Genomic DNA, 13340 nt, shown 5'->3' on the forward strand with positions numbered 1-13340 from the left:
TGGAAAAGATTTCGGCAATTAATTCTTATAATGATACTTGTATTCTTCCAATAGCTTATTAGCCTCGTCTTTGATAAATTGCAGACGATTAAACGTATCGTAAGTATAAATGGTCTTCTCTCCCATAGGATTGGTAATCGTGCTTATTCCTATCAATGGTTTATAGGTATAAGTTGTCACTTGAGCATCCGGTAGTGCATTCCGGAGGTTCTTTAAGGCTGCAATAAGATCTAATTCCGTTCTACTATTAGAAGCATTCTTTGCTGCTGTTATCAGGTTAGAAGGGATACTAGTATACGACATCACATTTTCTATCTTGGCGATAGGGTACTGCCCGTGATATCCCCACAAGTAAACAATATGGGGACCATTCACCAAAGAAAGCTCTTCCGGGTTACCGTAGCTATCATATTTGTGGTATTGAATACGACGTTTCAGATTAGTAGTGCCCTTGGAAGTCCATATCATTTCGGGCAGTATCAGCCCGTTTCCCCAGTCCTTATACGTTGTGCGCCGGGTAGAAAGCTTTTTCCCGTCCTGCCAGATTTCTTCCTGAATAGGTTCTGCCATGCGATGCTGTCCTGGCTGCCCATTAGTTTTTTCACTTTTAAGACTATCTATAGCACTAAATTCCTGGGAGGATAAATTTCCCCCACCTAATGAAGAAATACTCGTCACATCTTCCGGATAAAAGTTTTTGGTTACAATAACATCATTTTTACTACTGATGATTTCAGTTTTAGTTTGTTGGTAATGATTATTTCCATTGTGATAATAGGTGTTCGTAGTCGTTAATGAAGAATTTGGATAATAATCTTTTGTTAGTGTAGAATATAAATTTAATGTTCCTCCATTCAAAAAATAGGTTACATAATCATTATGATTTGGTATAACAAATTCTCCATTATTAAAATTATCTCTACTAAATCCAAATTGTATAAGGGGTAACATATACTGATCTCTATTTTTTATATAAGGAACCATATTAGGAGGATCATCAGCGGAGTATTCATATTCAAACAAATTAACGGGGGAATCTAATATCCCGCCATATTTATATCGATTTGTAATTTCTTTGATGAGAATATAACTTGATTGTTTTTTATAGTATTTGGCTTGCAAAAGTAATCCCCTTAACCATTCATTATCCATAGGCAGATGATAAGGAGGTTTATAGTACTCTCCCGTATCTTCAAAAGTTGTGTACCTATATTCTATCTTACCCTGGTTATTGCTTTCATCGCCGTAGTATTCCGTTACATGAGAATACCCTCCATGATTCCCTTGCTCATATGTTAAAATATTAGCTGGACTATACCTGACATGGTGATATATATAAAGATTATTAGATAACCGCTCTTTATAAAAGTAGCTTGGTAAAGAGTAAAGTTTCCCTGAAGATTTTCCTGATTCATCTTTATATTCATATGTTTTCACTATCGTATTCTCCTCTCCATCATCCATTATTATTCTTTTTATTCTGCTTCCGCCTGTATATAGAACTTTATTTTGATCATCATCTTCTTCTTCGGTATCAACATACTCTTTCCAATTTATCTGTACAGCAAAACCATTTTCAAAATCGTCAGGATCATCCTCTCCCGTGGGAGTTACCCTTAAAATATAATCCCCCGGAGTAAGATTTGTTGTCTGACTAGTTACATGAAGAGGCCCAACTATTTCACCTGTTGACTTATGAATTCTCACTAGATACGGGCAATCAGTATTTTCTAGTTCATTACAATAAGGAGAAGATATGTCTACATAAACTCTGGCCGACGAATTATAACCATTCGTGGGATCATATTGTGGAACTAATCGATCTGAAACTGTAAATGGAACTGAATATGTTCCGTTTGGATTTAAATAATCACGGAACTTTTCAATATTAACAAATTTTTCTTCTACTGGATTCGTAGGACTTATTGCTATACTTTCTTTAAAATAGGAAGGAGGTATTGCCTTGTTACTCTCATAGTAAAATGATGCGGAACCTTTAGTTGGGTATATTATCTTTGTAAGTAACCCTGCCTGTGACTTCAATGTATCCACAGTTCTATCCGCTCCTGATCCACCATTATTGAAATAAGCTAAAAATTGACCATTACTTTTCCCATTATAATATCCCCAATTATCTTGTGAATTGGAATACCTATTCGGCAATTTTATTGGATTGTAGATAAATCTGTGAGATTCAATTGATATTTCTTCATTATCAAGTTCATTGATTTTGCTTAAAAAAAGTCTTTTATTCGCTCTTGGTTCATTTTGGGCTAAGAAGTATAACACATTGCCATCTGTTTGTGTCTCTAAATAATCATAATAAAATTTATTCTTTTTGATTCTGTTACTATTCAGATCATAAACTTCTATATTATCCAGAACAAATGCTCCTGATAAATCTTCCCTTTCAACAGTAGATCTGTTAAACAGTACTTTACCTTTATCAAAAACAATCTCCTTAAGCTGGTTTTGTACAATCTTAACACGTGAAAAATATGAGTTTGTCTCAAACCCATTTCCTGAAGCACTTTCTTCTCTTATATCATTAGATCTTCTGTATGTAATCGGGATCTCTTCTTCATAAAAATATTTGATATGGGTTCCTGTCGGTCCTACAATGTCCAGAAGATACCAGGAATTGTATTTACTGCTATCATTCTCATCGGAATTATATTCGGAAGTTGCCCCACCTTTTGTTACTTTATATTGTTTTAGAATTTCTTCTCTATCTCTGGCAAACCTCGAACTATCTTTGGAAGTCCCGAAATAGTATTTAACTCCGTTTTCATCAGTAACTACAAATCCATTTATCCCAAATTTGGGATTGCCGACTGTTTCGATTTTAATGTCTGAAAAACTTTGTATCACAGGTTCATTTGTTCTTCTATCATATAGAAACTTCCCTGTTATACCTAAAAAATTAAAATAGAACAGGTCCGGTTCCAGGTCAAGCTGATTATTTGTGGCTGCCGTATATGCATCTTGTCTCGTGGACTCAGAAGTGAAAAAAGTATCGTAATAATTTCGTCTCAAGTACCCGTGATTTTTGTCGTCTGCTTTCCCTCTGATTTGGCGGGTAATTACCCCTCCGGAATTCAACGTCCATCCTGTTCCAATTCTTGAAGCGATTTCTTCCACTTTCACCCCTCTGGCATGATAAGAAATATTAATAGGCACCCTAATATCTCTTGTGGATATTTCATATACAGGCACTGAAATATGAGGTAAGCCTGTATAATGAGATATGGGTACTTCTACATACTTAGCTAGTGATGATGCATTTGGAGAAGGAGGAACTATTTCCGGTATATTTACTTGAGAAAATAAATTTGTACATACCAGAAACATCCATAAAAAATTGATTTTCACTATTTTTTTCATTTATATTCAGTCTTTTATCTTGTTTTGCAATACTTAATATTTCTACCTGCATTCTAATTGTATATAACATCAACTCCTCCACCTTCTCCAGCAGTTTCAAATTCATCTCCTTAAGGTTTACCTCGTCTGTTTCCGTTTCTTCAGCAAAAGAAATCTCCGGCAAGTGCCCGTTTTCTGCCATAGATATCTATACTTCTTCCACAGTGGGAAGATTATAATTTTTCTCACCAATGGGTACTACACTACAGCTTAAAAAACATAAAAAGCCCGGACCAGTCCTTCACCGGAAAAAAGGCTTTACAAAGTATTATGAGGGGGTAAAACAGCAGCTTATCGCCACAGTAATATTAAAAAAGAGGTAATTTTATCTCATTCGCTTTTATGTTTTGTTTACAAGATTGTCATTCATCCTTAAAAGGATCATTCTTTGGTACGGTAATATTATAGAAAAACAAAATAAACACCAAAAACTTCTTCTCCGCATTTATAAATGAAGACTACTGTTTTCTCCTGATAGAACTACATCACGCAGTGTATTAATATTTTGATTATCACCTATTTAAATCCAAAAAAGAATACATCACCATACTATACTAAAATATTTCTTATGCCCGTGTTATTTATTTTAAACTCAAAAGAAAGAAATACTTCATGATATCCATTACGGAAATCCACAACTGGACTGTTAAAGTTTTCCAGATCCAATCCGATGTACGTTTATCCCGCTGAGCGAAGTTTGCAACTTCGCTGCCCAAACCTTCAATAAAACGAAAAAAGCCTCTCCAAGGTGTATCCCGGTTTCTCACAAGTCTTACTTTATTTATAACTGCAATGACCTGTTCAAGGAAAAGGTTGAAACAAGTTACAAAATATGGTTCAACCTTATGAAACACCGTTTTGGAAGCTCTTCGGAGAGGAGCGCGACGTATCGACCTGTCATTGATGTCCAATGGGCTGCGAAGTCAGAGACCGGAACACTTCGTTGAGCACCGTATCAATCTAATACGATTAATCCATTTTGATCAAGGTAGAAATCAACAGGTTCCTCTTCCTGTCTCTCCTTTTCTCCGATTACATCACTATATAATAGTCTTACTTGGTGTCTGAAATGACGATTCCCAAGACACAATGTATATTGTTTATAGCCCATCTCCTGTATACTAACATAAGAGAGAACCACAATGGATGTTAAAAATCTATCCTGCACATTAACCATAAAAAAACTCTTTCTTTTTCCTCTACCAGAATTGCGGTATGCCGTAAATAAATAGCTATCGAAAAGACCTAACCCTTCTACCTTTCCTAGAAAGTACATTTTTAAAGAGCCACTTAACCACTTTTCGTACTCTTTTTTATCTATATGATATTCATCTTTTGGTATTTGCTCCCTTTCATTAATATCCACATACCCAGTGATCACATTCTCATTAATTAAATATTTATACAATGAATCATTAGAAGATAAACATTCTCCAGGAAAAAGAATATTTTGCCCAATCGTGTCATTCGAAAAAAAATGTAATTCTTCTCCGGAAAATCTTTGTAATTCCTCCTTAGGAAATTCTTTCTCCTTATAATTTTCAAACCTTAAATAAGTCCGATCATTGGACTTATCCTGTGAAAATAATGAGAATGTATAAACATAGAAAAACAATATCAACAGATTTCGCATGCTAATCATCCTTTTAGGTTTATTCTTAATAATTCTAAAAACCCGCTCTGCGAAGTCGGAGACATGCGCAGAGCACGGAACACTTCATTGAGTGGGTTTTATCTATTTCTTCCTGCGGTCTTAACAAATCCTTTTCCGGGCGTTGCAAACGCCCGAAACGATAGGCACTCGTTTCCGCTTTGCTCAAACGAGCACCAGTGGGGGTTTTGACAGGCCCGAACCTTGGCGTATATACACAGTGTTTACGGTTATACCAATGGTCCGGGATTTCAAACCCTCCCCCCTTCGCTGCGCTCGGGTACCTCCCTTCTCCCGATAATCATCGGGATGAAGGGAGGAGCCTTTTGTTTTTTTCTAAATATCCTTCTTTTGCAGACGACTATAACACTTGACATTACCCTAAAGGGAGGGAAAAACGAAATGTAAGCGCGCTTGTCATCCCAAAAGTTCCGCAAGGAACTACCAAAAACATCTGTGCATTCGTCGCTAAAAACCCCTGTCTCTACTCCCCGGACTCATTTGTGTCTTTCTCAAAGTATTGAAGATCGCTGATTTCGTCGGTACGGATATTCCAGGTAAACGAAAGGGCATAATCGCCGTACACTGCGGTAAGCCGCCATACGGTGTCGCCTTCCGGAATGGCGTAGGCCTGGTGACCGGTGAGCCAGGATTTTATAAAATGGGTATTATCGCCGTTTTCGGATAACCTCATCCGGAAATAAGACAACGTGTTTTCATACCCGAATTCCGTACACGACATGGATTCCGGCAACCGGTATTTTCCGTTTTCTATCCTGTCTATGGAAAGGAGAATTTCATTGACCTTACTGTTCTCTTTCTTATGGTAAGTACCTTCCCAGTTTTCGGGAAGCCCCGGTAATTGCCTTAGACGATCGTCCCGCAACTGTGCGTATTGTTCCCGGTGCGTTTCCATAAACCCGGAGACACTGCTGCAACCGTCATGCATGTGATGGTACTTTCTGTCATAGAGCGACCAGAAGCAAACGGTCATGTCCCGACCCAGTTCCAGTTTCGGCGTATCGGCTGTAAAGGAAACATCGCTCAACCAGCCCGCCTGCTGTACTTCTCCATTGTTTATCCATACCTCCACCCGGTCGGTAACATTGGTATCTATGTTCCAGCGATAGCGGGTGATATAGATCCTGTTTACCCGCGTCACCTGCCAGTGCTCCCGGTCCTCCTTCCGGGTAAATACGAGATTGCCATAAGCATAGTCTTCCAGAATTTCGGAGAACGATATCCCGCGATCTTCCTGCAGGTACTTAAAAACGGGAACGACAAGAACATCCTGTATGGTTGAAGTTTCCAGCACATTGAGGGTACGGATGTTCATGAATTGTTGCACCATGGTGCCTATCTTGTCCAGCTTCATCCCCACCGTATCCAGTTGTGCCATATCCACATGCGTATAACCGGGAAACACCTCCGGGGCTTCGGGAAAACGTTCCAGGCTCTTCAGGCGAAGCCTGCGATAGGTCTTGCGGTTTTTATGATAAAATGCGTTTATATGTTTATAGGTGCTATCCCCCTCCGGGATAGTTTGCTGCGCTTCTATCTGGGCAAACAAACGGTCCAGTTCTGCTCTCTGGTCCGTACGATACGGCAGCATCCACGCATCGATCTCCGCCTTAAAACGTTCTTTTTCCGTACTTCCTTTTTTCTGGGCCGTACCCGTCCAGGTAAAAAAGACAAATACGATACTCCATATATATAAAACCTTCGTCATCACTTTTTATTTCTACGGGTAAAGATAAGGGTTAAAAAAAGGTTGGGCTATAGGGGAAATCCGGGAGATTGGGAGTTGGTTAGTCTTGGAGTTGAGGAGTTGGGAGTTTTTTAGTTGGGGAAGGTCACTTTTTCCTTGTCTTGGTCCTTTAGATTATGCCACGCACAACGGCTCAACGGAGGGGAAAACGGGATTATTAAGAAAAATAGAAAGAACAGGTCGCCTTTCAGGCTTCTCGGGGGAGCTTCCGAAAAACATGCAGCAGACGCCCTCATGGGTTATCACCAAGGCAATCTCCGATAAACATCAACACACTAAGTAGGTTATTGTATTGTAATAACATAAGAATTAACCTACTAATTTTCCATATTTTTTTTATATTTATCGTGAGCTCCATTTGTTTTGGTTCTATAATCGAATGTTTGACAGATCCGGTCCGGTATGGCGGAGTGGAGACCTCCTTGTAAAGATCTGTGGAACTAAAATCGCTCGACTTTAGTTTATCCCGGGCATGCAAAGGGCTCGGGGTAACCGTACAATTATTATTGTTTTTAATTAGATAGATCGTCCATAAAATATAGTTTAATTTAAATCGAACTCATGTTATTATAAACAAACATTTAAACAATCCAAAAATCCCCAAAAATTCTTTTATCATGCAAACAACCTACCTCGCAGGAGATTTTCCTACATTCCCCGACGTGTTTAAAAATGCTATTGAAAATTATGGTTCGCTTACGGCTCTGACCTTCAACGGATCTTCCTGTACTTATGACGAACTACATCAAAAAACCAATCAATTAGCCCATTGTCTTTTGGCGGCGGGTACGGAAAAAAAGGAGATCATTGCAGTGCGTATGCAGCAATCCATGGAACGGGTTATGGCGTTTCTGGCTGTTTTAAAGGCCGGCGCAACCTATTTACCGGTTGATCCGGACCTTCCTGATTCCCGCATCGAATCCATGATCCGGGATGCCGGTGTGCAGCGTGTACTGACAGACGCACCACAAAACGTGGCCGCCGATGTACAGGAGATCCATATTCCGGACCTCATGCAATCGGCTACGTTTGAAGCCACTCTTTCCACGGTGCCCGGTGTGCATATAGACCCCGACCAGGGGGCCTATGTAATCTTTACTTCGGGCAGTACCGGAAAACCCAAAGGGGTCCTTATCAGCCACCGGTCCCTGAACACTTTTGTACAAGCACAATCGGACTTTCTGGGATTGGAAAGCGGGAACAGAACCCTCCAGTTTGCCTCCCCGAGTTTTGATGCTGCGGTCCTGGATCTTTGGGTTCCCCTTTCCCGGGGAGCTACGGTTTGTCTTTATCCCAACAACAAAATGGTAGGCCATGACCTGCTGTTGTTTATTGAACAACAAGGTATTGAAGTTGCCCCCATCTTACCCCCCGCCGTTCTGGCAAGCCTGCCGGCAGACCGGCCTATCGGAAAGCTCAGAACTATTGCTATTGGTGGTGAGGCCGGAAATGAACAGACGATCCGCAAATGGTCTGAAAAAGTAAAACTGATCAACAGTTATGGCCCTACCGAGACCACCGTGGCCGTTACCAATCACATCTTTAACGGGGATCCCGATCCGAGGATTATCGGAAAACCCCTCCCTTCCTCCGTCCTGTATATTCTCAACGAGGACCGGGACGAAGTCGCTCCCGGAGAAACGGGAGAACTATACATCGGGGGGCCACAGCTCGCTTCCGGATACCTGAACAACTCCCTGCTTTCGGACAAGGCTTTTGTGTTCCTCGAAAAGAAATCCGCTTCGGGAATACCCGAAACCATCAGGGCTTACCGAACAGGCGACCTGGTCAGGATGCGCAAAGACGGCAACCTGGAATTCCTGGGAAGAAAGGATGAACAGGTAAAAATAAGAGGGTATCGTATTGAAATAGGTGAGATCGAACATCACCTGAACAAATTCGGGGAAGTTACCTCCGCAGCGGTAAAGCTCCACCGCCCGTCAGCAAACAGCCTGCCGTATCTTCTGGCATTTCTCCGGGTCCATGCTGCCAACGGGTCCGATCCGGATGAGATCGTACAAAAGATCCGGTACGGTTTAGCGGAAAAATTACCGGCATATATGATCCCGGATAAGTTTATCCGGGTAGAAAACATGCCTCTTACACATGTCGGAAAAGTCGATAAAAACAAACTCGTGCCGCCCGAAGGATTGCTGCGGGAAAGGCCTGAACAAAATTTCGGCGGGGACAGCCCCAGGGAGATCCTGGCAAACTCCTGGAAATATTATTTAAATATAGACCAGGTACAGGACCACGATAACTTCTTTCATTTGGGAGGCCATTCACTGATGCTCGCCAGCCTGTATAACCATTTGCCCGAAGCGTGGAAAAAAGTGCTTCGTATTGGCGATTTTTACCATTTTCCTACACTCGGCCAAATTTCGCAAGAGGTGGAAAGCAGGATCGGGCAGAAACAGCCGGGGGAGGCGGAAAAAGTGGCCAGGATAAAACAGCAACTCCTCAAAGATGCTCATCTCGAAGAAGGTTTCAAGATAGACGGTCCTTTACCAGGCAACTCCCTTTTAACCGATCCCGGCCATATTTTACTCACCGGGACTACCGGGTTTGTGGGTTCTCACCTGCTGGAAGAACTACTCGCCCATACCAATGCCGTTATTCATTGCCTGGTAAGGGCAGAAACCAAAGCACAGGGATTAACGAGGATAAAAAACACCTTTGAGCGTTTTTTACTGGAATGGAAAACGTCTTATGAAACCCGTATCCAAGCCATTCCGGGCGATCTTACCAAGGCAAATCTTGGCCTCGGTACAAAGGACTATCTTTCTTTGGCAGAAAAAACAGATGTGGTATACCACTGCGGCAGTTCGGTAAGTTACCTGGAACCTTACCCGGTAATCCGTAAGCCCAATATTGACGGCTTAAAGGGCATTCTCTATTTTTCCGTCAAACAGAAGACCAAATTCCTGGTGTTGATGAGCTCCATGGGCGTATTCAGCTGGGGCCGCCCTTTTACACAAAAATCGTGGATGGACGAAAACGACGATATCGACCAGAATCTCGAAGCCGTATGCCGCGACCTGGGGTATATCCGCACCAAATGGGTTATGGAAAAGCTGGCAGACAGTGCAAAAGAACGAGGACTTCCCCTCATCAACCTCCGGCTGGGCTTTGCCGTGTGCAACGGAAAAACAGGAGCTACGGTGCTCAACCAATGGTGGGGTGCGCTGATAAGAAGTTGTGCCAGCCTCAAGGCCTTTCCCCTGGTTATGGGACTTAAAGACGAACTCACCACAGTAGATTATATGGCTGCTGCCATACGTCATATAGGCATGCGCCCGGAGGCCATAGGCCAGCACTTTCACCTCTCCCCCTTACCGGAAAACGATGTCTCCCTGACCGATTTTTGTGCCAAGACCAATGAGTATTTCGACGTAGGTATGAAAGGGATTCCTTTTGACGAATGGGTAACCCTTCTTAAGGAAAATCCGCACCTGCCCGTTTACCCGCTGCTCGGCCTGTTTACTGAAAAGATACATGGGGAAAAAACGCTGGTAGAATCGTACGAACATACCTATTACTACGGAAGGGACCATACCGAATGCCTGCTGAAAGGTACGGGAATCGCCCCCCCGATGTTCGATAAAAAGATCATGGAACCTTATCTGAAATTTATGGGGGTGTTGTGAAAAACTGCTTTGGGTTATTTAGCAAAAATAAAAAGTTCTGCGGGAAACCTGAAAAGATCTGTGTATCCGTGGCTAAAAAACATAACCTCCAAATCCAACATGCTTTGGGCAGTGTTTTTTGGGCACCCCTCTTGTGATGAAGAGGGGTGGACCGCTTTGCGGGACGGGGAGTTTTGACAGGCCTCAACTTTGGCGTGTTTGCCTTAACGCTTGGGATTATCCCTATGGCATGGGCTTTCAAAACCCTCCCCCCGTAGCTGCGCTCGGGTACCTCCCTTCATCACAAGGGAGGAGCCTTTTAATTTTTAACAAAACACACAAATTACTCTTTTTCAAGTTATTATTGCGTCAACTAAATGACGTTGGGCTAAAGCGAGGGGGGACAGCCTGGTAGCCGGAATGACTTAAATCTTTGCGGGACGGGGAGTTTTGACAGGCCCGAACCTTGGCGTATAGACATCGTGTTTACGGTTATACCAATGGTCCGGGATTTCAAACCCTCCCCCCTTCGCTGCGCTCGGGTACCTCTACTTCGACTTGGCTCAGCACGGCGCCTTCATCTCAAGGGAGGAGCCTTTTGGCTTTTTCTAAACATACTTCTTTTTCAGAAGACTATAACACTAATTACAATCACAGTGCTCTTTAGGGGCGAGGTAACGGAATTTCGAGCGGGTAGTGTCTGTCTGACTAAAGGAAAGAAAACGGCCATTAAAGCAATCCCTTTGACACCGGAAGTAGTTGGTTAAGCGGCTTAACCATTCCCTTGAGCCGCTAAACAGGTTGCTTTGACGGCTAAACTGATTAGGTGGACCGCTTAACCAAATACGTTGACCGCGGAAGTAGTTGGTTGAGCGGCCTAACCATTCCCTTGAGCCGCTTAACCGGTTGCTTTGACGGCGTAACCATTTAGGTGGACCGCTTAACCAAATACGTTGACCGCGGAAGTAGTTGGTTGAGCGGCTTAACCATTCCCTTGAGCCGCTTAACCGGTTACTTTGACGGCGTAACCATTTAGGTGGACCGCTTAACCAAATACGTTAACCGCAGAAGTAGTTGGTTTGGCGGCTTAACCATTCCCTTGAGCCGCTTAACCGATTACTTTGACGGCGTAACCATTTAGGTTGACGGCTTAACCAAATACGTTGACCACAGAAGTAGTTGGTTAAGCGGTCAAACCAATTGCCTGTGCCGTGTACGCAAATGCAAAAGCGGCGAACTTAATCAAGTCCGCCGCTAAACGGGTTACTTATGCGGCTAACCCAAACCGGTCCGGTGTTAACGCAATCCCTTAAATGGCCCTATCCGGGCTTGTCCGGGAATAAAAACCCCAGTAGTTTCCGCCATCGGAAACGCTTCCGGATTACCCGGGCAAGGACTACAAAGACCAGGACCGCTATGGCGATCAACCACCAGCGCCAGCCGGTAGTAATGGTACGCGCTACGGTCTTTACCTCGTGCTGCTGTACTTCGCGGGTATGGCTGCTGTCGCGCTGTTGGTGTTTTTCCTGCCGGGTATGGCTATGGCGTTGGTTTTGCAACGCATCATAAACCACATTATGCCGGTTGTAGATCACCACCTTTTCGGCCTCCCCGCTAAAGCCGGAATCCCGGTGATAGCTAAACCGTCCTACAGGATGGATAGCCACTGCTTCCAGTTCCTGCCAGGCCTGGCGTACCTGTACCACCGACAAGCTGTCGAGATGTTCGACGGACATAGCGCGGAAGTCGGTTATTCGTGCTTCCGAACGCTGTTTGATTTCGCTTTGCCGGTGGCACCGGGTACTGCAGCAGATCACAAAACAGCAACCCGCCCACAGGAGGAATAGCTTTAGTGGCGTGTTCATGGTTATTCCTTTACCGTGGCACGCATCGAGGATACGGGGCTCCAGGAGCTCACCCCGTTCTTGTTGCGCGCCCGTACCCGGAAATAATACGTCACACCGTCCTGTACGGGGGCGTGGAAATTGCCACGCGAGCTGGACGTTCTGCCGGCAGATTGCCATAGGGGCTGCCCGTTCTCGTCCAGCATATCGGCAATTTGCTTCTCATATTCATAGGCTTCCCGAATGGCCGGGAATTCCAGCAATATCTCATCCGGTCTCCGGGAAGTGCGGATACGCGTCCATTCACACGGAAGGGGCACCCCGGTGCTCCGGGGCGTAGCTGCGGGATAGAAACCCGAGCTGAGCTGTGTGGAAGCCAGGTCGGTAAAATTATTGATATAGGTGGTTACCCGGCGCATCATCGTCACCAGCTCGGCACGGGCCTCGTCCTTTTCCTTGGTTTCCCGCAGGTTACCGCCCGCGGCGGTAACAGCCTGTTTGTTCAGGTAATCCTGCGCCACGGGCTCGTATTCCGCAAATGGCGGGTCCAGGTCCGGGAAATTCGTGTTCGTCACCAGGGCATCCAGGGTACGGGTGGCCAGTACGGCCAGGTCGCCATCACTCAGATAGCCATAGTTGGTAATTAATTTTGGTCGTCTCATTTTTTTAAATTTTTAATGTTAAACATTTGGTTTTAGTCTAAACTTACAAGGCTCCTCCCTTCAGATGAAGGGAGGTACCCCAGCGAAGCGAGGGGGGGAGGGTTTGACAGCCCAAGTCATAGGGCTAATTCCCTAATATTTATGTTTTTACCATGGCCTGGGCTTTCTAACCCTCCGACCGGACTAAAGTCCGCCCACCTCCCTTTATCATCCCGATGACTATCGGGAGGGAGGAGCTTTTGAGATTTGTTCAAATACAAGATTCATCCTGACAACTAAGACTTTATGCATTAATAGTAGTTTTCATTGATGAATCTGTATTAGTTATCCGTCCACCGGGCAATAACGGTAAGGGTTCGGACGGGG

General features: G+C 43.7%; 6 protein-coding genes. 1 reads left to right on the forward strand and 5 read right to left on the reverse strand.

What is annotated here, in order from left to right; all coding sequences use genetic code 11:
- Positions 1 to 18 precede the first annotated feature (18 nt).
- From ACVBDU_RS20050 to ACVBDU_RS20060, 3 genes are all read right to left on the reverse strand, one after another.
- Positions 19 to 3384 carry a hypothetical protein gene (locus ACVBDU_RS20050; protein ID WP_447181474.1) on the reverse strand — a complete coding sequence of 1122 codons (3366 nt, stop codon included), beginning with the start codon at positions 3382 to 3384 and terminating at the stop codon, positions 19 to 21.
- 994 nt (positions 3385 to 4378) lie between these two features.
- Positions 4379 to 5056, reverse strand: coding sequence for a hypothetical protein (locus tag ACVBDU_RS20055; protein WP_447181475.1), 678 nt, complete (start codon positions 5054 to 5056; stop codon positions 4379 to 4381).
- Positions 5057 to 5558: 502 nt separating this feature from the next.
- The gene (locus ACVBDU_RS20060) at positions 5559 to 6803 is read right to left on the reverse strand and encodes a hypothetical protein (protein ID WP_447181476.1); all 1245 of its coding nucleotides are present in this window, start codon (positions 6801 to 6803) and stop codon (positions 5559 to 5561) included.
- Positions 6804 to 7459: 656 nt separating this feature from the next.
- On the opposite strand from ACVBDU_RS20060, the gene ACVBDU_RS20065 reads away from it, so the two are divergent.
- Entirely contained in the window at positions 7460 to 10489 is a 3030-nt protein-coding gene (locus tag ACVBDU_RS20065; RefSeq protein ID WP_447181477.1) for an amino acid adenylation domain-containing protein, read from the forward strand.
- Positions 10490 to 11787: 1298 nt separating this feature from the next.
- Here the strand turns inward: ACVBDU_RS20065 and ACVBDU_RS20070 are convergent.
- Together ACVBDU_RS20070 and ACVBDU_RS20075 are read right to left on the reverse strand one after the other, a co-directional pair.
- Complete coding sequence (locus ACVBDU_RS20070) at positions 11788 to 12333, reverse strand: hypothetical protein (RefSeq protein ID WP_447181478.1); 546 nt, start codon at positions 12331 to 12333, stop codon at positions 11788 to 11790.
- Positions 12334 to 12335: 2 nt separating this feature from the next.
- The gene (locus tag ACVBDU_RS20075; RefSeq protein ID WP_447181479.1) at positions 12336 to 12974 is read right to left on the reverse strand and encodes a fibronectin type III domain-containing protein; all 639 of its coding nucleotides are present in this window, start codon (positions 12972 to 12974) and stop codon (positions 12336 to 12338) included.
- Positions 12975 to 13340: the final 366 nt, after the last annotated feature.

This window comes from Sinomicrobium endophyticum (genome assembly GCF_052983315.1).

Excerpts from the sequence above, each read along its gene's own strand:
- ACVBDU_RS20075 (WP_447181479.1), bottom strand. The coding sequence starts at position 12,974 with ATGAGACGACCAAAATTAATTACCAACTATGGCTATCTGAGTGATGGC.
- ACVBDU_RS20070 (WP_447181478.1), bottom strand. The coding sequence starts at position 12,333 with ATGAACACGCCACTAAAGCTATTCCTCCTGTGGGCGGGTTGCTGTTTT.
- ACVBDU_RS20050 (WP_447181474.1), bottom strand. The coding sequence starts at position 3,384 with ATGAAAAAAATAGTGAAAATCAATTTTTTATGGATGTTTCTGGTATGT.
- ACVBDU_RS20060 (WP_447181476.1), bottom strand. The coding sequence starts at position 6,803 with ATGACGAAGGTTTTATATATATGGAGTATCGTATTTGTCTTTTTTACC.
- ACVBDU_RS20055 (WP_447181475.1), bottom strand. The coding sequence starts at position 5,056 with ATGCGAAATCTGTTGATATTGTTTTTCTATGTTTATACATTCTCATTA.
- ACVBDU_RS20065 (WP_447181477.1), top strand. The coding sequence starts at position 7,460 with ATGCAAACAACCTACCTCGCAGGAGATTTTCCTACATTCCCCGACGTG.